Consider the following 19,592-nt stretch of genomic DNA (forward strand, 5'->3'; position numbering starts at 1 on the left):
CGTGAGCAAACCAACCGCCCTTGATCTGCCGATGGCCGATCCGCTTCCGCCCGAAACGCAGAAATATTTTGATATCTGCGAGGAAAAACTGGGGATGATCCCCAATGTGCTTCAAGCCTATGCATCTGATATTGATAAGCTGAACGCATTTACTGCGATGTATAACGACATGATGCTTGGGCCGTCCGGTCTCAGCAAACTCGAACGTGAGATGATCGCGGTTTGCGTCTCCGCAATCAACAAGTGCTACTATTGCCTAACCGCACATGGCGCAGCGGTGCGCGCCTTGTCCGGTGATCCAATGCTTGGCGAACAGATTGTCATGAATTGGCGTGTCGCATCTCTTGATACGCGTCAGACAGCAATGCTGACATTCGCCGAAAAAATGACGGTCGCAAGTGCGCAGATCGTCGAGTCGGACCGGCAGGCGCTACGCGATGTCGGCTTTACGGATCGGGACATCTGGGACATCGCCAATGTCGCAGGCTTTTATAATATGACCAACCGCGTCGCTTCGGCCACAGATATGCGCCCTAATGACGAGTATCACACACAAGCACGATGATCCGCGCGGCACTTCTTTTGTTTCTTGCCAACGCGGCCAGTGCCGAGGCGCTGCGATTTCCCGGAAACGCGGAGATGAGCGCTGAGATCATCGTATCCGATGCGCAATATGCGCTGCCAACCGGTCCGTGGGACGGATCAATCCCGACTTTGCCGGTCGAGGGCGAAATGGTGCAGCAGGCCTGGCGCATCAATGCCGTTGGCCTGACATCATTGCAACTGCTTCGTCCCCTGCGCGAACAGCTTCTGAACGACGGTTTCGAAATCATCTTTGAATGTGAAACAGATAGTTGTGGTGGGTTCGATTTCCGCTTTGAAACCTTGGCTTTGCCTGCGCCGGCACTGCAGATCAATCTTGCCGATTTCCGGTTTCTGTCCGCGTGGAAAGCTGATGACACAGGATCTGAAGTCGGTATCAGCCTGCTTGCCAGCCAAACCGGCACGGCGGGTTACGTGCAGGTCATTCAGATCGGTGGCAATACCGCCGCCGCTGCGACAGCGACCGGTGCGCCCGCGCGCGCAGACGCGTCGTCAGCCAGCCGATCCGTTGACGCAGCCCTTGAAACAGAAGGCTATGCGATCCTCGATGGGCTGACTTTTGCGACCGGATCAGCGCAACTGAATGAGGGTGAGAACGCCGCCCTTGCCGCTTTGGCGGATTTTCTCAGCGACAATCCCGATGTGCAGGTGGCCCTCGTCGGTCATACCGACGCTGAGGGATCGCTGGAGGGTAATATCGCCCTGTCAAAGCGCCGCGCCGGATCTGTTCTGGAGCGGCTTGTCAGCGACTACGGCGTCCCGCGCAGGCAACTTGACGCCCAAGGCATGGGGTATCTGTCACCTGTCGGCAATAATCTGACACAAGAAGGCCGTGACGCAAACCGGAGGGTCGAAGTCATCGTAACGTCGACTGGAGACTAACCGGACGTGCAATATGGGTCCCGGTTAGGCTAGAAAGCGCGGTCCGCCGTTCCCGCTGAACAAAAAAAGCGCGACCCGAAGGGCCGCGCTAGAGTGAGATGCGGAGAGCATCAAGTGAAGCTTACCAGATGTCTGGGCCCTTTTCGGCAAAGGCGTGGACTAGAAAATCAATGAAAGCGCGGACTTTGGGCTGCGTGAAACGACCCGGCGGATAGACCGCGTAAATGCCTTGCGTTTCAACAGGCAAATCAGGGATGGCCTCTTCGACAAGGCCTTTCTTCATCGCATCGGCGTAAAGGAAGCTGGGCAGGTAGGCGATTCCAAGCCCGCCGACGCAGGCGTTCAAAAGGGATTGCCCATCGTTGACTGTCAGCCAGCCAGCGGTACGGACCTGACGCCGCTCACCAGAGGGTGCGGTTAGTTTCCAGACGGCGGAATTGGCTTGATTGGAATAGTGTAGCAGCTTGTGTTCGTTCAGATCGTCGATCTTTTCCGGGCGACCATATTCCTCAAAATAGGCAGGGGATGCGATCATGCGCCGGGTCGTTTCGGTGAGTTTACGGGCTCGCAGAGTACTGTCCTCGAGTTCACCGATCCGCACCGCCATATCGAAGCCTTCAGAAATCAATTCGACGTAACGGTTGTTGAGCACCATGTTGACCGTGATATCCGGAAATTCGGTCAGAAATTCGCCGAGCACTGGCGACAGATGGTTCACGCCAAAATCGGTTGCCACCGAAATGCGCAAAAGTCCTGACGGCGCGGATTGCATGGATGTTACCAGCGCGTCAGCTTCACCTGCGTCGTTCAGCACACGACGGGCGCGGTCGTAGTATGCCAAACCGATTTCTGTCGGGCTAACACGGCGTGTCGTCCGGTTCAAAAGGCGGGCCCCCAGGCGCGCTTCGAGGGAGGATACGTGCTTGGAAACGGCGGATTTTGAAATCCCCATCTTCTTGGCCGCATCTGTGAAGCCGCCTTGGTCAACGACCGTAGCGAAGGCTTCCATTTCGGTGAGGCGATCCATGCCCGTTCCTCTGCGTTAGTGCTCTTACGAGGACGATGTTTGCAGGTCAAATCGGGCAGGAATGGGACGAATGCCTGACAATACCGCGATTTTGAAAGGGACTGTTGCCCCTATCGAAACCAATTGGTGCTGTTTGTTTACAGGTTATTTATAGTGTTCGCGCCGGGAACCGAATGTCCTGACCCGCTTGCGCCAGGCTTTGTAGCTGCCCGGTTTGAGGTTTTCGCGCATCAATTCTTTGACCTGTTTTTCCGACAGGCCGTGCTGTTTTTTGATATCAGCAAAGGCGATGTGATCTGAAAGCGCCATCTCGATCACTTCGCTTTTCGCGGCCTCACTCAGGTCCGGAAGCTTGCTCATCAAAGTGTCGCCGCTAGGCGTGTGCCCTGATCGATAGCCCGTTTTGCATCCAGTTCAGCGGCGACATCCGCACCACCGATGATGTGCACTTTTCGCCCATCAGCGATCATTTCGTCGGCAAGGGATCGTTCGGGCAGCTGGCCCGCACAAAGTACAACCGTATCAACTGCAATGACTTTTGGGTCATTGCGATCAACCCCGAACGAGACATGTAGGCCATCACTGTCAATCTTCTCGTAATTGACCCCGCCTATCATTTCGACGTTCTTCATCTGAAGACCTGCACGGTGGATCCAGCCCGTTGTCTTGCCAAGATTCTTGCCAAGCTTTTGTGCCTTGCGCTGCAACAATGTGACCTGTCGCACGGGTTTGTCAGGTTGCGGCCCTTCGGGGCGCAAACCGCCACGCACCTCGGCAGGATCGCCCACGCCCCATTCTTCGCGCCACGCGTCCAGATCCTCCGTCGGGCTTTCGTCGGTGACAAGAAATTCAGCAACATCAAAGCCGATTCCACCAGCCCCGATTATCGCCACACGGTCGCCGACAGGTTTCTTCCCACGCAGGACATCAATGTATGAGAGGACGTTCTCGCCGTCCTGACCGGGAATTTCGGGATCACGCGGCAGGACACCCGTTGCGATGATGACTTCGTCGAAATCTGCCAACAAAGCCGCCGTTGCGGTCATGCCGAGTTGCAGCGTGATCCCGGCCTTGGCGACCATCGTCTGGTAATAGTCAACCAGTCCCCAGAATTCTTCTTTGCCCGGCACCTGTTTTGCCATGTTAAGTTGACCGCCGATTTCTTGCGACTGATCGAAGAGCGTCACCTTGTGGCCGCGTTCAGCCGCTGTGATCGCCGCAGAAAGCCCTGCAGGTCCGGCCCCAACGACGGCAACTGTTTTGACCTCGGATGCAGGTTCGATCGTCAGTACGGTTTCGTGGCAGGCGCGCGGATTGACCAAGCAGGAGGAAAGCTTGCCCGAAAACGTGTGATCTAGGCAGGCTTGGTTGCAGGCGATGCACGGCGCGATTTCCGCAGCCTTGCCTGCCTTTGCTTTTGCGACAAACTCTGGATCGGCAAGAAATGGGCGCGCCATACTGACCATGTCAGCGCAGCCGTCGGCGAGCACGTTTTCAGCGACATCCGGCATGTTGATCCGGTTCGAAGTAATGACCGGAATAGAGACCTCGCCCATCAGTTTCTTCGTCACCCAGCTGAAGGCGCGACGCGGAACAGACGTGGCAATCGTCGGTATCCGTGCTTCGTGCCAGCCGATGCCTGTATTCAGAATCGTCGCACCAGCCTGCTCAATCGCTTTCGCCAGCATGACGACTTCGTCCCAGGTTGAACCATTCGGAATCAGATCGATCATCGACAGACGATAGATCACGATAAACTCTTCGCCGACCGCTTCGCGTACACGACGCACAACTTCGACGGGCAGACGCATGCGGTTTTCGTACGAACCGCCCCATGCATCGGTGCGCTTGTTGGTATGCGTGACAAGGAACTGGTTGAGGAAGTATCCTTCGGATCCCATCACCTCGACACCGTCATAGCCGGCCTCTTGCGCACGTAAAGCTGCTGTCACAATGTCCGCGATCTGCTTTTCGATGCCTTCCGCGTCAAGCTCTCGCGGAGGAAATGGAGAAATCGGTGATTTGATAGCAGAGGGGCCGACACAATTCGCGCTGTAGGCATACCGCCCGGCATGGAGAATCTGCATCGCGATCTTGCCGTCCGCTGCATGCACGCGGTCCGTCACGATCTTGTGGTTTGCGATGTCTTCCTTGGTGTAGAGGCCAGCCGCACCGGGAAAAACGCCGCCTTCCGGGTTCGGGGCCATACCACCGGTCACCATCAACGCCACATCGCCGCGCGCGCGTTCCGCGTAGAATTCCGCGACGCGGTTCCAGTCCTTCGTCTCTTCCAGCCCCGTATGCATTGATCCCATCAGCACGCGGTTCTTCAGCGTCGTGAAACCTAGATCAAGCGGTGCAAGCAGATGCGGATAGTCGGCCATTCATATTCCTCCCGAGACTTGGGATGTAGCATGAATAATCGAGAGGCAAACGTCACCTGCAACGTGGGGTCAAACCTGTTTCCCGCAGAAGATCAGCGACCGAAACTACATCGTCTCAACGCAATGACGACGGAACGCCCGTTTGAGCATATCAAGTTCGGCGCGCAGAAGATCAATTTCACTCCGAATGTCGTCAGTCAGCGCAGAACCGGACAGCAGCGCAAAACTGGCAAGCGTTTCACCCGACTCCGCCTCGGCGATGATGAAGGTCTGCACGCCATCCGCGATCCGGTCGGTAGGAATCGCCACCCTGACGAACCATTGATCCGCCTCTTTGCTGATGTCTGGCCCCTCTAACGTTTCGTTCAGGTGGCTCAGCGTCAGCGTAGGAGGCTCTTCACCTTTCACCCCTGTCAGCACGCCTTCCCAGACACCGCCGATGAGTTTCGTTTTGGTCAGTTGCAGTCCAGCCATGTCCTGTCCTTACAATTCTGCTCTTGGATAGCGACAGAAGGTGATGTCTCTGATCATGATTTGGTTCATTTCTGGCCCCTCGAAAATGAGATCGACCCACATCTTCTCGACCCGCTTTTCATTGAGATCGGAGTAGGCAAGATCGAACTCAACGACGATTTCATCCTTGTCGACCGGGAGTTCGAGCACGATTTGTTCGGTATTCGGTCCATGCTTGATATTCAGTCTGGCAAAAACCTCGATTGCTTTTTCAGTTTCAAGGATCGTGCGCAACTGGATCAGGTGGCGTCGTTGCAAACCGTCGACCGCCTTCTTGGGCATTTCCAGAACAAGCGACAGGAAACTGCCGTCAAAGCGGAAAACGTCCATCTGCAGCCCAAAAGGCGCGAGGTCTTCTTCACGCAGGTTGCGCACTTGCCGCAATGTCAGTTCCGAGATCTTGCAATCATGATAAAGCACCACCTCTTCACCAAGCGGCGTCTTGCTGGCAGCCGCCGCCAAGCCGCGTTGCCCGAGCGGGCCACGCCACAACTGAGGACGCCACGACCACAGCGTTCCGCCAGGTCGCGAAAACGCGTTTGACCCAATCCGTGGCAAAGCCAGACGGCTGTCAGCGACATGGATCAGGTGTTCAAGTTTACCGCGCAACTGTCGTGCATGCTGTCGCTGCAAGCGGAGCGTTTCAAGCTCTGCATCATTGGCTTGCCGCGCGGCTTTGGACCAGCGTGCGATCTCGCGCCGGTGCAATAGCCGATCTAACATTCCAAACTTGCTGGACGCCATCTGTGCGTTCCATTTCCGAAAGACGTGGGGCAGATTTCCTATATCTGACAAATTGTTGCGGAAAAGGAAACAGTTCTAGAGGAAGATTGGCAATTATGCAGCGTTTGCGTTCATCATCGCTGCCACGACCTCGTTCAACAGGCCTTTTCCGGCCTCCGCAGCCAGCGGCGCGACCTGCAAACCCCGTGCAGAAATCGTCACGAGGCGGCCGTTGATATCAACGAACGCGCGCCATTCACGGTTCTGCGTACCAGGCACCGGTGTGCCTTCTTTGTCCTCGAAATAGACCGTTACCTTGTTAGCGGATGATCCGGTTTCAATGATTTCGACCGTCGCAGGGTCACCAGAGCGGCTTAGCAATGCGGCCCCTGCCGGTGTCTCAAGCAAACCTGCAAAAGCCGGTTCTGAACCGGTGATAGCTGCCGTGCCGATCCGACCCGCCTGAACGGTGATGACTGCAGGGCGTGATACGTTCACGGCACCCGACAGACCAAGGGTCGCGCAGGGTGCAAGGATTGCAAACCCCCGCACAAGACGACTGTCGTTGATATCGACGCAATATCCCTCCGGTCCTTGGACGCCCACGGCACCACCCAGCAAGGCCGCCCGTTTTACTGGCGCGGCCTGCCCGCCAAAGTCCAGCCCATCGCAACCGGCCAAGGCCATAGCAAGTGCAATTGAAAACACCAAACGCCCCATGAATTCAAAGGTCCATGTAGATGTGGCTTTCGTTTTTCGCACCGGGATGCGTCGTCGCGCCATAGCGCGTCGCACCGACAAGCTGCGCGTATTTCCAAAGCGCACCGGATGAATAGATCGTCGCCTTCGGGCCCTTCCAAGCTTCTTTGCGCTTTGCAAACTCTTCGTCGGACAGATCGACAGACAACTCGCCCGTCACGGCATTCATTGTGATCATGTCCCCATTCTCGATCAGCGCGATTGGACCGCAGTGTGCGGCCTCCGGTCCGACATGGCCCACACAGAAACCACGGGTTGCACCCGAGAAACGACCATCCGTGATGAGCGCGACTTTCTTACCCATGCCTTGCCCCGACAAAGCTGCGGTCGTGGCCAGCATTTCGCGCATACCGGGGCCGCCTGCGGGGCCTTCGTTGCGGATAACGATCACTTCGCCCTCTTCGTATTCGCGCGCCTTTACCGCCGCAAAGGCGTCTTCTTCACATTCGAATACGCGGGCGGGTCCAGTGAATTGCTGTTCCTGCGTCGCCATCCCGGCAACTTTTACGATGGCGCCTTCCGGTGCCAGATTACCCTTCAGGCCGACGACCCCACCAGTTGGCGTAAGCGGCGCATCGACAGGATAAATGACGCGGCCATCAGCCTCACCTGTGATCATGTCCAGCTTTTCGCCCATGGAGCGACCAGATGCAGTCATGCAATCCTCATGGATCAGGCCTGCCTTGCGCAATTCCTTCATTACAACAGGAACGCCGCCAGCTTCGTAAAGGTCTTTGGCCACATATTGACCGCCGGGTTTGAGATCAACGAAGTAAGGCGTATCGCGGAAGATTTCACAGACGTCGAACAGATCAAAATCGATCCCCGCTTCGTGCGCGATGGCGGGCAGGTGCAGACCGGCATTGGTGGATCCACCTGTGCAGGCCACGACACGCGCCGCATTTTCAAGCGACTTGCGGGTGACGATATCGCGGGCGCGGATATTCTTTTCCAATAGGTTCATCACCGCCTCGCCAGACGCGACACCATACTGGTCTCGGGACTCATACGGTGCAGGTGCGCCTGAAGAATTCATCAAAGCCAAACCGACAGCTTCGGACACACAGGCCATCGTGTTGGCCGTGAACTGACCACCACATGCACCCGCAGACGGGCATGCGACCCGCTCTAGGATTGCAAGTTCTTCATCTGACATATTGCCGGCCTGATGCTGACCGACGGCTTCAAATACATCTTGCACCGTCACGTCCTTGCCATGAAGGCGGCCCGGAAGGATCGACCCCCCATAGATGAAGACGGACGGTGTGTTCAGCCGCACCATGGCCATCATCATGCCCGGAAGGGATTTGTCGCAGCCCGCGAGCCCGACAATCGCGTCATAGCAGTGACCGCGCATCGTCAATTCAACGGTATCTGCAATCGCCTCGCGCGATGCGAGCGAGGAGCGCATACCTTCGTGACCCATCGCGATACCATCGGTAACAGTGATCGTTGTGAATTCACGGGGGGTTCCAAGGCCTTTTTTGACACCAAGCTTCACAGCCTGCGCCTGGCGGTTCAGCGAGATATTACAGGGTGCCGCCTCGTTCCAGCAGGTGGCGACACCGACCCACGGCTGGTCGATTGCCACTTCGTCCAGACCCATCGCATAAAAATAAGACCGGTGTGGCGCGCGTGATGGCCCTTCGGTGACGTGGCGGCTGGGAAGTTTCGACTTGTCTGCTTTGCCTTTGAGCATGGCGTGTCCCCTCTGAAATCTGTTGGATCGGGTCTAAATTGGCAAACGGGCCGACACAAGACGGAACTGACGGGCTTGCAGCGCGTCACGGCCCATGACAGCAAAGCGCCCATGATCATGCGCACAGAAAATTTTGAACGCTTTATCGCGCCGGCACATCCAAGTGCCGCCATTTGGCGACTGATCCTTGGAATTATCGTGATCGGGATCATCTATTTTATCATTGTATTCGCGACCGGGCTTGCTGCAATAGCAGCAGAACCAACGGGCGATCCCGACACAGCGATCAGGTCGTTGATGAGCGGCAATTCACGTCTGACCATGACACTGATCCTGCTGAGCTTTTCCGGTGCGGTTCTTGGTGTGATGATCGCGACAGTGCTGGTGCACCAACGCAGTCCAATCGGGCTTTTTGGACCGATCCGCCCGATGATACGGCATTTTGTGATCGCCGTTGGTGTGTTCGGTGCCCTGCAAGCCTGCATTCTCGGCATCTGGTCGTATTTCTACGATGGCATTGCCGTCAACTCTTTGACATCGGTTGTTGCCTTCCTGCCTGTGGCCGCAGGGCTGATCGCGCTTCAAACCGGTGCCGAAGAACTTCTATTTCGGGGCTATCTTTTGCAGCAACTCGGGGCACGGTTCAAAAGCTGGATCATCTGGTTCGCCCTGCCGGCCATGGCTTTTGGCCTGCTGCACTACAATCCGCAAATGATGGGGGATTTGACTTGGTTTGCAATTGCCGCAATCACCGTGACCGGTTTGCTATGGACAGATCTGACGCGCGTGACCGGAAATATCGGTGCCGCGTGGGGTTGGCATTTTGCCAATAACTTCATGTTGATGAACTTCCTTGGCAATAAGGGGGAATTGAACGGATTTGTCTGGATGACGACCCCGTATTCCGTCAAGGAACTGCCGCCATCGCTTTTTCTGATTGATATCGGGATTGCCGTGCTAACCTGGGCCATACTCAGGCGTGTTTTGCGCGACTGATTGCAATTCGACCGAAGCCGTCATATTTCGGTTTCGCAACGTTCAAAGGCGGCAATAATGAACTGGATCACCAACTACGTTCGTCCCACGATCAATTCGCTGTTCTCGCGTCGTGAAGTGCCGGACAATCTTTGGACGAAATGCGACGAATGCGGCACCATGCTGTTTCACCGCGAATTGGCCGACAATCTGAACGTCTGCACCAACTGCGACCATCACATGCCGATCAGAGCGCGCGAGCGGCTGTCTGCCCTTTTTGATGGCGGCGTCTTCGTCGAGGTGGCCGTGCCCGAACCGGTTGCTGACCCGCTCCACTTCAAAGATCAGAAGAAGTATACTGATCGGATCAAGGAAGCCCGCAAGAAGACAGGAGAGAAGGACGCGATGCTTGTCGCGGAAGGCTCGATCGGTCGCACCGGGATTGTTGCCGCCGTGCAGGATTTTTCCTTCATGGGTGGTTCGATGTCGATGTATGTCGGGAATGCAATTATCGCAGCGGCAGAGCGTGCGATTGCCCTCAAGCGTCCGTTGGTGCTGTTTTCCGCTGCTGGTGGGGCGCGGATGCAGGAAGGCATTCTTGGCCTGATGCAGATGCCACGCACAACAATCGCAATACAGATGCTGAAAGAGGCAGGCCTGCCCTACATCGTCGTATTGACCCATCCGACGACAGGCGGCGTGACCGCGTCTTATGCCATGCTAGGTGATGTACAGATTGCAGAACCGAATGCGCTGATCGGCTTCGCCGGTGCTCGCGTGATCGAGCAAACCATTGGTGAAAAACTGCCCGAAGGCTTTCAGCGTGCAGAATACTTGCTTGACCACGGAATGCTGGACCGCGTGACCAAGCGCACAGACATCAAGGAAGAGCTCGTCACGATTATCCGCATGCTGATGAACCAGCCACCAGCGGTCAAAGGCGACCTGCCCCCACCCGTCAAACCCGATAACGCCGTGGACAAGGCAGCCGCCGAGTGATCATCCTTGCGGCGCTGATCGGTGTCTGCTGTGGTCTTGGGCTGATCTGGGTGATGTATCGCGAAGGTATGTTCGCTGAACGATCAGGTGCGGCGATCCTTCTGGCCGCAATCGCGTCATTCTATCCCGTGTTCGCTGCAGCCGAGGGTGACGTTGGTGAAATCGCCGTCCACATCTTGATTTTCGCGGGTTTTGTTGCACTCTCATTTCGCGCCTATCGGCGGGGCCTCTTGCTTTTGGCTGGCGGCCTGATTGCGCACGGTCTTTTCGATGTCATGATCGGCCTCATCGGCGCACCTGGCCCCGATTGGTGGCCTGCGTTCTGCGCGGGCGTCGATATCGCGGCCGGTGTCCTTTTGTTGCAGTTGATCCAGACAGGCAAAGTACGCGATGAAATCTGACCAGATACTTGAACGGATGATGGCACTTCACCCCAAGGTCATCGACCTGACATTGGACAGGGTTTGGTCCTTGCTTGAAAAGGTTGGCAATCCACAAGACAAGCTGCCTCAGGTCATCCATATCGCGGGCACGAACGGCAAAGGATCTACCCAAGCGATGATCCGCGCTGGTTTGGAGGCAGGCGGCGCGAAAGTACACGCCTACACGTCGCCACATCTTGCCCGTTTTCACGAACGCATCCGTCTTGCCGGAGAGCTCATTTCAGAAGAAGCCCTGACCGAGGTGTTGGACGTCTGCTATGCAGCCAATGGGCCCGATTCAATCACCTATTTCGAGATCACCACAGTTGCCGCGCTCGTCGCATTTGCACACACGCAGGCGGACTATACGCTGCTGGAGGTGGGATTGGGCGGTCGACTGGACGCGACCAACGTTGTCGCCGATCCCAAGCTGACGATCATCACACCGGTTGACATGGATCACGAAGCATTTCTTGGTGACACGCTTGAAAAAATCGCCTTTGAAAAGGCGGGAATTCTGAAACGGGGAGTCACTTGTGTCGTGGGCCCGCAGCACGATGCCGCCCTCGAGGTGATAGAAGCGCAAGCCGCGCGCGTCGGCGCACCCCTTCTTGTTGCAGGGCAGCACTGGCATGTGACGCAGGAACGTGGCCGCCTCGTGTATCAGGATGAGACGGGACTGCTCGACCTGCCACTTCCGACCCTGCGCGGGCCGCATCAGATCATGAACGCGGGCGGCGCATTGGCAGCGCTCCGCTTTCTTGCCGCTGACGAAACGGCATGCGAGGCGGCAGTTACAAAAGCATATTGGCCAGCCCGCATGGAGAAGCTGCAAAGCGGGGCATTGTTCGACATGGCCCACCCTGCAGAGCTCTGGCTGGACGGCGGTCATAATCCTGCCGCCGGTCGGATGTTGGCTGCCACGCTCTCAGCGCAGTCTGACCGACCGACGCATCTGATTTGCGGCATGCTGAACACGAAGGACGTAGGCGGCTATCTCGCCCCACTGGCGGCAGTCGCGAATACACTGACCGCTGTTTCAATCCCCGGTGAAAAGAACACGATAAGTGCCGCGGACACCGCTTCCGCTGCGAGCGATGTGGGCCTGCCCGCCACTGTCGCGGAAAGTGTGGAGGACGCCATTTGCGCGATCACTGCTCAAGACCCAAGAGCCCGTATTGTGATCTGCGGATCGCTTTATCTGGCTGGCCATGTCATCCGCCTAAACGAAGCAACCTAGAGACACGATGCAGACGCTTTCTTTTCCCGCAGTTTTTGCCCTTCTTGCTGTCATGGCACAGCCTAGCGTAGCAGCCGACCTGAATTTCTGTTGGGTCGGTGGCGGGGGGTATACGTTGACCGGAACGATGAAAATACCGGACTCCAAGATGACAAAAACGCTCATCACCGAGGATGATGTCGCCGCCTTCGAGATCATAGGTTATTTGAACGGAAAACGGATTGGCTCCTGGAACATAGACGCGCGTACTGCAGACCAGACATGGCACTTGCGGTTCGATCCGGTCAGCATGACCTTCCTCACGGGTGGATGGTTCGCGTCAACCAATTCGCAAGGCTGGAACGCCGATGGGAGTGTAGACAACTGTGGCGCACCCGGTTTCGGCTTTAATTCAGGAAGCTACGCACAGGACATCTGCCTGAATGGTGCTTATATCCGAGGAAGCAGTATCCCGCCCGAAACACCCATTTTCGCCACGACGGCCAAGGTGATGCCAGACTGCAATCAGACAATTCCGATGGGAAAGCGTCATAAGACGAATCGCATGCTTGACGGCGAATCAGTGCTTCCTTAGGTTCCGGTCTAACCGCAATCGCAGATCAACATGCGCGTGAGGGACAGACTTGGCAGGGCGAGGGGGCAGGCAGTAGGCCTGTCTCTTTGTTTTTGAGACAGACTTAGAAAATTTCATGGTTTTTCGAATCACCCTTTGACCCTCGCGAATCACTTATCTAGATATAGCGCCAACGAGGCGGGTCTCGCTGCATATTGACCTCCTCGCAATATATTGACGCAATGATTGGGGGATATCATGGTGCGTGTTGTCATCGGGCTGTTTATCGGTGCTGTCGCACTCTGCGGCTATATTATCATTCAGCAGGAAAAACGTCCGATTGCGTCCAATACCCTGTTCGCAACACAGACCGACGTCGCCCGTGCGACGTCCCAGCCGCTTTTGGCCGAAGGGATCAGTGGGACCGAAGCTCTGCAGGTTGCACCACTGGAGGTGCCTACCAACCCGACCCCGACACCTGCCCCAATTGAACCATCTGTCGCGGCGCCAGAAGTACTACCGACCATTCAGACGGACGAGTCCACCGTCGCGATGGTGACGGCCAACATTCTAGCCGGTTTGGGGGTCAAGGTGGATGTCAGCGATCTTGCAGATCAACGCGACATGGAAACCAGCGACGTGCTGGCCAGCATCGGTGTGATTGCTAATGCACGCCCGTTCGAACCTGCACCGCGGTCGCCTCTGGAAATCATGGTTGTTGAATCGCTGCAGCTTGGCCTGTCCGATGCCGCCATCGACCGGCGCGTGAACGACGCCGCCTTGCTGCAACATCTTACGGTTCCCGAAATTCTTGTGACACCGCAAGGCAGCGTCGATACCGCCGCTTTGTTGAAATCCATCGTGACCACCGCGCAGACTGTCGCCAGTGGCAAGGCACCCGAAGTTCCCCAGGTCGCCACTGGTGATGGCACAGGCGTCGAAGTTCGCGTCGTTCAGCGCGCAACGGCGACACAGGAATACCGGTTCTACACTGTCGCGGGTGGTGACAGCCTTGGGGGGATCTCTGCCAAATTTTATGGCGATGTGAACAAATACACGATCATCTTCGAAGCCAATCGCGGCATTCTTTCAAGTCCAGACCAAATCCGCGTCGGCCAGCGTCTGACCATTCCCGACTTGCCTGAAGTCTAGCCACCCCAATCATCCGCCTGCATTTCGCGCAGGCGGCTGGCTGTCCTTTCGAATTCAAACGTGCCTTCGCCTTCGACGTAAAGCATTTCTGGCGGTGCAGCGGCGCTGCAGATCAATTGGACCTTTGCCTCGTACAGGGCATCAATCAGGGTGACGAACCGCTTCGCTTCGTTGAAATTCTGCCGGCCAAGTTGCGGAATATCTTCCAGCACCAGAACCCGCACCGCGTCGGCAAGCGCGAGGTAATCTGCGGCCCCCAGCGGTTTGCCGCAGACATCAAAGAACTTTGCCCGAGCGACACCGTTGTGGAATTGCGGAAAAACGACTTCGCGCCCTTTGACGCGCAACGTCAGCGGGGCGCAGTTGCCATGCGCCAGATCGTGCCAAACATCATCAATTGCGGCCCGTGATTCAGCGTTGATCGGTGTAAAATAGCGTTTGGTTCCAGACAGGCGGCCTTGCCGATAATCTTGTTCGCTGGTCAGGTGATGCACTACCAACTGGTCCTTGATCAACGCGATGAAGGGCAGAAACAAATCACGGTTCAGCCCGTCTTTATAAAGGTCGTCAGGCACGCGGTTCGACGTTGTAACAATAACGACACCAGCGGCAAAAAGCGCCTCGAAAAGGCGCCCGACTATCATTGCATCAGTGATATCCGTGATCTGCATTTCGTCGAAGGCAAGAAAGCGGATGTCCTTGACCAGCTTTGCCGCAACCGGGGCAATAGCATCATCGACATTGCGCTTGCGGGCTTCGTTCATTTCTGCGTGGACCCACTGCATGAATGCATGAAAATGCCAGCGCTGTTTTGGCACGTCGACATGACTGTAGAGCATATCCATCAACATGGATTTGCCGCGTCCGACCCCACCCCACATGTAGAGTCCTTTGATGGGTGGCGGAGCCTTCTGGAACAATCCGCGTTTGACGGGGCGTTCCAGTTCCGACTTTACACGGTCCAGTTCGCCCATAACGCCAAGCTGTGCCGGGTCTTCTGTCAGTTTTCCTGCTGCGACGGCATCTTTGTAGGCTTCTAGAACGGTCATGGTCACTCTCGGGATCGGTTGTGCATGAGTATGCAGACCACCCGATTTTGGCAACACGATGGACCATAGCGTTGACACGCCTGCGGCGGAAATGACAACTGGCGCAATGACTCAATCCACGCGCCTCATGTCCCCTGTCCTGATTGCAGGGTGTCTCATCATCATGACTGGTTTCGCAATTCGCGCATCGTTCGGAGTCTTCCAGATTCCGATCGCCGAGGATTTCGGCTGGCTGCGGTCTGATTTCAGTCTGGCCATTGCGATCCAGAACCTCGCCTGGGGCATTGGACAGCCACTGTTTGGTGCTGCGGCTGAAAAAATCGGTGATCGCAAGGCAATCATTATGGGTGCGCTTTTCTACGCGGCAGGCCTTTTGTTGTCAGCTGGCGCAACGACCCCCTTGGCGCACCAGTTTTACGAAGTCCTTGTCGGTTTAGGAATCGCGGGCACTGGCTTTGGTGTCATTCTTGCTGTCGTCGGCCGTGCCGCATCGGATGAAAACAGATCGATGGCCCTTGCCATCGCAACTGCAGCGGGATCCGCAGGGCAGGTTTTTGGCGCACCCCTGGCTGAATTCTTACTTGGTTTCATGACGTGGCAAATGGTATTTGTCACATTTGCCGGCATGATCCTTGCCGTGCTGTTCGTGCTGCCAATGATGCGTACCCAAACGGTCGCGTCAAAGGCCGAATTGGAAGAAAGCATGGGCACCATCCTGATCCGCGCATTCAAGGATCCCTCCTATACGCTGATCTTTCTCGGCTTCTTCTCTTGCGGCTATCAACTTTCATTCGTCACGGCCCACTTCCCCGCCTTCATTGCCGAAGTTTGCGGACCGATTTTGCCCGGCAGTACCTTGTCAAACCTTGGCATCACGACCACCAGCGCATTGGGCGCCGTCGCAATCTCACTGATTGGGTTGGCTAATATCGGTGGGACACTGCTGGCCGGCTGGGCTGGCAAGCGGTACTCCAAGAAATACCTGCTGGCTGGGATTTATGCCGGGCGCACCATAATTGGCGCAGCTTTTATCATGACCCCGATGACCCCTGAAACAGTGATCCTGTTTTCCGTGTCGATGGGAGCCTTGTGGCTAGCGACTGTACCGCTGACATCTGGGCTTGTCGCGCATCTCTACGGGCTGCGTTACATGGGGACGCTTTATGGGATTGTCTTCTTCTCCCACCAGCTTGGCTCGTTTCTCGGCGTCTGGCTTGGCGGACGGATGTATGACATCTACGGCAGCTACACTGCAGTCTGGTGGGTCGGCGTCGGAGTCGGAGCCTTCAGTGCGATCGTTCACCTGCCCATTCGGGAACGGCGACAGCCACAAGTGGCTTAATCAACCTCAATCAGGATCGCGCGTAGTTTTTCAATTACTGCGGTCGCATGGGTATAGGGCATGCCGTGCCCGGCCCCGGGTATCGTTTCCTGACGCGCATTCCGGTTCCATTGCGCTATGGTGCCCAGCGCCGAGATAGGTATGACATCATCGGCTTCGCCCCAGATTGCGATGACCGGCACATCTGCGCGGCCGATTGTCTGATGAGCCTCCTTTTGCGTTTCTGCCAACATGCCACGACGGCTGGACAGGACAGCAGGCAGAAAGCCGCGCCGCCCCAGTTGATCACGTTGCGCGCGCTTCACCCCATCGACTTCCGAAGCTTCGGCTTCGGCACTGATCGCGCGGCGCATGCGCGCTGCGCCAATCAGGTTATGCACCCAATCGCCGATGACCGGATAGCGCCTGCAAAAGCGTGAAAACCCGCTTTCGTTCATGTCCGCCCCAGCAGTCGCAAGCAATATCAGGCGTTTCACGCGATGGGACTGCGTTTCCGTAAATGCTGTCGCAATAGACCCGCCCATTGAATAGCCAAGCAGTGTCAGATCCTCATTCAGGTTCTGGTGTTCCAATAGGTCGTCGAGTTGCTGAAGTAAGAAATCGCGGTTTTGTTCGCCACCCGGCGCATCCGACAACCCACGACCGTAAAGATCATAGGTGAGGACGCGATAACCCATCGCCCCAAGTCCGCCAGCGATCACATCGAATACGATGGAGGGGGTCGTCAGCCCGTGGATTGCGACAAGTACCGGACCGCGCACGGGGCCGTGCCAGCGATAATAGGTGATGCCTTGTGACAATTCGGCGAATTTGCCGGGCGCGCCCTTGCGCTCTGCCTTGCCGATTGGATGACGTTGCCGTTCGAGCATGATCGACAGGATGACAAGTGCGGCGACGATGCCGATCAGAATCCAAACGATACCCATTACGCGTCCTTCCAGATGACGGGGAACCAGTCTTCGCGCAGGCGCTGACCTTGGGTCATATCGTGCCCCGGAAACGGTGGCGATGTTCGCCCAGGGCGTGCGACATAGCGCGCATCATCACCGACCCAGCGCAATGAAAGAGCACGCCTGCGACTGGTTGATGAATTGCCTCGCGCACCGTGCGCCGTCCGGAAATCGAACAGCACGGCATCGCCAGGTTCCATCGCCCATTCCCTGATCTGGTTTGCGTCAGGATCCGCATCTGGGTCCGGCACAGGGGTCCAATCGGCCTCGGCCTGATAAAAGTCGCTGTCATCAGCCCAACTGACAGGCCGCACGAGTTTGTCCCAACGATGTGAGCCTGCGATAAAGCGCAACGATGCTTCGCGAACCGGATCGAGCGGCAACCACATGCTGACGGTCTGTTTGCCTTCAACGAAATAGTAAGGCGAATCCTGATGCCAGGGGGTCGGCTTTGGCGTACCGGGTTCCTTTACAAGGACATGATCGTGAAAGAATTGCGCTGTCCGGCTTTGCATTGCCGCTGCTGCAAGGGCCGCGGCCGGACTGTTTCGAACCACATCCTCGAATGCTGCAATGCGGGTCCAGTTGCAATAGTCATCAAAAAAGCGCCCTTCCGATACGGCGTTTTCAGACGCGTATTCGCCCGGTTGCGCCATATTCTCGGCGACGCCAGTCACCATCCTATCAACCCAGTCAACGAATACGCCACGAACGACAACCACACCGTCGCGTTGAAAGGCGTCGATTTCGTCTGGGCTCATCATTTACTGTTCCATGCCTCCAGAATGTAGCGGCTTGTCATTAGATCAAGGTGTGCGCCCCCACCGTTCTTAAACAGTGTAATTTCGTCATCATTTTGGCGTTCGAACTGCGAAAGCGCGTAATAATCTGCAATAATGTCGCTTTTTTTGATTATACCTTCAGCAATTGGAGTCTTGAGTTCTCCGATGTGGTCTGCGGTCGTGTGCAAGTTATCAACAAATATCCGTGCGCGGCGCAGCGCCGTATCATCGGTTTCGCGCATATCAGGTCGGTAGGCCCCAATCAGGTCGATATGCTGACCAGGCTGCAGCCATTCGCCTTTGATCAAGGGGTCAGTCGACATTGTGGCCGAGGTCACAATGTCCGCCGATTTGACGGCCTGTTCCAGATCATTGCCAATCAGCACGTCGGGATAGTCCTTTTTGAAGGCCTTGGCCCCATCCGATGAACGGTTCCAGACTGTGAATGTCGCATCAGGGAACGCCGCGCCATAGGCTTGTCGCAGTGACCGCCCGACGGTTCCCGCCCCGACGATCAGGATGTTCTTGCTATTTTTCCGGGCCAGTCGGCGTGCGGCAAGCAGGCTGTCGCCTGCGGTTTTCCATTTTGTCACAAGATGAAAATCAAGGATCGCTTCAAGTGCTCCGTCAGCATCCGAAAACAGATTCACCACACCGCCGATCATCGGCTTTCCTGCTTCACGATTTTTCGGAAAGACGGTCGCGCATTTGACGGCGATACCCATTCCCTTGATCCATGCACTCCGGTTCAAAAGGGTGTTGTCGTCGCGGTAAAGGAAAACATCTTCCACCGTTGCCGGGGGTGCCGCATGGCCGGCAGCCAATGCATCTGTCAGCCCCAGCCAATCCAACCGCGCTTCTCCTTCGGTAAATGGAATCATCACAGTCATTGGGCTGCATCCTCTGTCAGAAGCCCCTCTTCGACCAGTCGCAGGGCAAAGCCTGCGGGTCCCTCAAAAAGATGCGTCTGCCAGCCACGAGCAGAGGCGGCATCGATATTGTCTTGGCGGTCGTCCGTGAACAAAAGCTGAGAGGGGAGAAGCCCGCAATCTTCTTCCACCATTTCGTAAATGCGGCTTTCCGGTTTGATGACGCCCATATGTCCCGAGACGTAGCGCCGGTCGAAAACCTTCAGGAAGGGATAGACAGGCTCTGCGATCTCGAACGTTTGCTTTCCGAAGTTCGTGAGCGCGAACACCGGCACACCAGTAGATTTAAGCGCATCCAGAAGTCGAACGGAATGATCAATGGCCGGTGTCGCCAGATCTAGCCAATTGTCATGCCACATGCGCACTTCCGCGGCCCATTCGGGGTTTGCTGCGGCCTCGGCGTAAACAACATCTTGAAAATGCGCCCCGCGATCGACCTTGTCGTTCATGGCGTGCAGATCAATGGCCGCGAACATGGCCTTGCGCCGCGTTGGTCCGATCACGCGGTCGTAATAGCGTTCGGGCTGCCATTCTATCAGAACGTTCCCGATATCGAAGATAACTGCTTTGGTCATGGAAGGACCCTAGCGAGAAGGATTTGCAGGTGCC

The 19,592-nt window shown here is 56.4% G+C and carries 21 protein-coding genes; 9 read left to right on the top strand and 12 right to left on the bottom strand.

Annotation, left to right across the window (positions count from 1 at the left end):
- Position 1: 1 nt before the first annotated feature.
- Together BMY44_RS12825 and BMY44_RS12830 are read left to right on the top strand one after the other, a co-directional pair.
- A complete protein-coding gene (locus BMY44_RS12825; RefSeq protein WP_423219752.1) occupies positions 2 to 565 on the top strand; it encodes a peroxidase-related enzyme in 564 nt (187 codons plus the stop codon).
- Positions 562 to 1,485: an OmpA family protein gene (locus BMY44_RS12830; RefSeq protein ID WP_089995501.1), complete on the top strand. Its 924-nt coding sequence runs from the start codon at positions 562 to 564 to the stop codon at positions 1,483 to 1,485. The genes BMY44_RS12825 and BMY44_RS12830 overlap by 4 nt, the downstream gene beginning before the upstream one ends.
- Before the next feature lie 121 nt (positions 1,486 to 1,606).
- Here the strand turns inward: BMY44_RS12830 and BMY44_RS12835 are convergent, their stop codons facing one another.
- From BMY44_RS12835 to ilvD, 7 genes are all read right to left on the bottom strand, one after another.
- Positions 1,607 to 2,512 carry a LysR family transcriptional regulator gene (locus tag BMY44_RS12835; protein ID WP_089995503.1) on the bottom strand — a complete coding sequence of 302 codons (906 nt, stop codon included), beginning with the start codon at positions 2,510 to 2,512 and terminating at the stop codon, positions 1,607 to 1,609.
- Positions 2,513 to 2,656: 144 nt separating this feature from the next.
- Positions 2,657 to 2,872: a TIGR03643 family protein gene (locus BMY44_RS12840; RefSeq protein ID WP_089995506.1), complete on the bottom strand. Its 216-nt coding sequence runs from the start codon at positions 2,870 to 2,872 to the stop codon at positions 2,657 to 2,659.
- Positions 2,872 to 4,896, bottom strand: coding sequence for an NADPH-dependent 2,4-dienoyl-CoA reductase (locus BMY44_RS12845; protein ID WP_089995509.1), 2,025 nt, complete (start codon positions 4,894 to 4,896; stop codon positions 2,872 to 2,874). Before BMY44_RS12845 ends, BMY44_RS12840 begins: the two co-directional genes overlap by 1 nt.
- A gap of 105 nt (positions 4,897 to 5,001) precedes the next feature.
- Complete coding sequence (locus BMY44_RS12850; RefSeq protein ID WP_089995512.1) at positions 5,002 to 5,370, bottom strand: hypothetical protein; 369 nt, start codon at positions 5,368 to 5,370, stop codon at positions 5,002 to 5,004.
- A gap of 9 nt (positions 5,371 to 5,379) precedes the next feature.
- Positions 5,380 to 6,153: a DUF6478 family protein gene (locus tag BMY44_RS12855; protein WP_089995515.1), complete on the bottom strand. Its 774-nt coding sequence runs from the start codon at positions 6,151 to 6,153 to the stop codon at positions 5,380 to 5,382.
- 93 nt (positions 6,154 to 6,246) lie between these two features.
- The gene (locus BMY44_RS12860) at positions 6,247 to 6,840 is read right to left on the bottom strand and encodes a dihydroxy-acid dehydratase (protein ID WP_242650560.1); all 594 of its coding nucleotides are present in this window, start codon (positions 6,838 to 6,840) and stop codon (positions 6,247 to 6,249) included.
- Positions 6,841 to 6,856: 16 nt separating this feature from the next.
- Positions 6,857 to 8,590 carry a dihydroxy-acid dehydratase gene (ilvD, locus tag BMY44_RS12865; protein WP_089995520.1) on the bottom strand — a complete coding sequence of 578 codons (1,734 nt, stop codon included), beginning with the start codon at positions 8,588 to 8,590 and terminating at the stop codon, positions 6,857 to 6,859.
- 117 nt (positions 8,591 to 8,707) lie between these two features.
- Here ilvD and BMY44_RS12870 point away from each other — a divergent pair, with 117 nt between their 5' ends.
- The 6 genes from BMY44_RS12870 (at position 8,708) to BMY44_RS18295 (ending at position 13,931) form a co-directional block, all read left to right on the top strand.
- On the top strand, positions 8,708 to 9,586 hold the full coding sequence (locus tag BMY44_RS12870) for a CPBP family intramembrane glutamic endopeptidase (protein WP_165611843.1): 879 nt from the start codon (positions 8,708 to 8,710) through the stop codon (positions 9,584 to 9,586).
- Positions 9,587 to 9,643: 57 nt separating this feature from the next.
- Positions 9,644 to 10,564 carry an acetyl-CoA carboxylase, carboxyltransferase subunit beta gene (gene accD, locus BMY44_RS12875; protein ID WP_089995524.1) on the top strand — a complete coding sequence of 307 codons (921 nt, stop codon included), beginning with the start codon at positions 9,644 to 9,646 and terminating at the stop codon, positions 10,562 to 10,564.
- On the top strand, positions 10,561 to 10,965 hold the full coding sequence (locus BMY44_RS12880) for a hypothetical protein (protein ID WP_089995527.1): 405 nt from the start codon (positions 10,561 to 10,563) through the stop codon (positions 10,963 to 10,965). Before accD ends, BMY44_RS12880 begins: the two co-directional genes overlap by 4 nt.
- The gene (locus BMY44_RS12885; RefSeq protein ID WP_242650561.1) at positions 10,955 to 12,226 is read left to right on the top strand and encodes a bifunctional folylpolyglutamate synthase/dihydrofolate synthase; all 1,272 of its coding nucleotides are present in this window, start codon (positions 10,955 to 10,957) and stop codon (positions 12,224 to 12,226) included. Before BMY44_RS12880 ends, BMY44_RS12885 begins: the two co-directional genes overlap by 11 nt.
- 148 nt (positions 12,227 to 12,374) lie before the next feature.
- The gene (locus BMY44_RS12890) at positions 12,375 to 12,800 is read left to right on the top strand and encodes a hypothetical protein (protein WP_207510547.1); all 426 of its coding nucleotides are present in this window, start codon (positions 12,375 to 12,377) and stop codon (positions 12,798 to 12,800) included.
- Positions 12,801 to 13,037: 237 nt separating this feature from the next.
- Positions 13,038 to 13,931 carry a LysM peptidoglycan-binding domain-containing protein gene (locus BMY44_RS18295; protein ID WP_207510548.1) on the top strand — a complete coding sequence of 298 codons (894 nt, stop codon included), beginning with the start codon at positions 13,038 to 13,040 and terminating at the stop codon, positions 13,929 to 13,931.
- Here BMY44_RS18295 and zapE read toward each other — a convergent pair.
- The gene (zapE, locus tag BMY44_RS12900) at positions 13,928 to 14,980 is read right to left on the bottom strand and encodes a cell division protein ZapE (RefSeq protein ID WP_089995530.1); all 1,053 of its coding nucleotides are present in this window, start codon (positions 14,978 to 14,980) and stop codon (positions 13,928 to 13,930) included. The two genes, BMY44_RS18295 and zapE, sit on opposite strands and share 4 nt — an antisense overlap.
- Positions 14,981 to 15,086: 106 nt before the next feature.
- Between zapE and BMY44_RS12905 the strand changes: the two genes are divergently transcribed.
- Positions 15,087 to 16,322, top strand: a complete 1,236-nt coding sequence (locus BMY44_RS12905; protein ID WP_089997161.1) for an MFS transporter — start codon at positions 15,087 to 15,089, stop codon at positions 16,320 to 16,322.
- Here the strand turns inward: BMY44_RS12905 and BMY44_RS12910 are convergent.
- The 4 genes from BMY44_RS12910 to BMY44_RS12925 are packed head-to-tail and all read right to left on the bottom strand — an operon-like array spanning position 16,319 to position 19,558.
- Positions 16,319 to 17,248 carry an alpha/beta fold hydrolase gene (locus tag BMY44_RS12910; RefSeq protein WP_089995533.1) on the bottom strand — a complete coding sequence of 310 codons (930 nt, stop codon included), beginning with the start codon at positions 17,246 to 17,248 and terminating at the stop codon, positions 16,319 to 16,321. The two genes, BMY44_RS12905 and BMY44_RS12910, sit on opposite strands and share 4 nt — an antisense overlap.
- Positions 17,248 to 18,036 carry a phytanoyl-CoA dioxygenase family protein gene (locus BMY44_RS12915; protein ID WP_089995536.1) on the bottom strand — a complete coding sequence of 263 codons (789 nt, stop codon included), beginning with the start codon at positions 18,034 to 18,036 and terminating at the stop codon, positions 17,248 to 17,250. The genes BMY44_RS12910 and BMY44_RS12915 overlap by 1 nt, the downstream gene beginning before the upstream one ends.
- Positions 18,033 to 18,944: an ornithine cyclodeaminase family protein gene (locus tag BMY44_RS12920; RefSeq protein ID WP_089995539.1), complete on the bottom strand. Its 912-nt coding sequence runs from the start codon at positions 18,942 to 18,944 to the stop codon at positions 18,033 to 18,035. Before BMY44_RS12920 ends, BMY44_RS12915 begins: the two co-directional genes overlap by 4 nt.
- Positions 18,941 to 19,558: an HAD family hydrolase gene (locus BMY44_RS12925; protein ID WP_089995541.1), complete on the bottom strand. Its 618-nt coding sequence runs from the start codon at positions 19,556 to 19,558 to the stop codon at positions 18,941 to 18,943. The genes BMY44_RS12920 and BMY44_RS12925 overlap by 4 nt, the downstream gene beginning before the upstream one ends.
- Between the last annotated feature and the right edge of the window lie 34 nt (positions 19,559 to 19,592).

Source organism: Cognatiyoonia koreensis (assembly GCF_900109295.1).
GTDB classification, from domain to species: domain Bacteria; phylum Pseudomonadota; class Alphaproteobacteria; order Rhodobacterales; family Rhodobacteraceae; genus Cognatiyoonia; species Cognatiyoonia koreensis.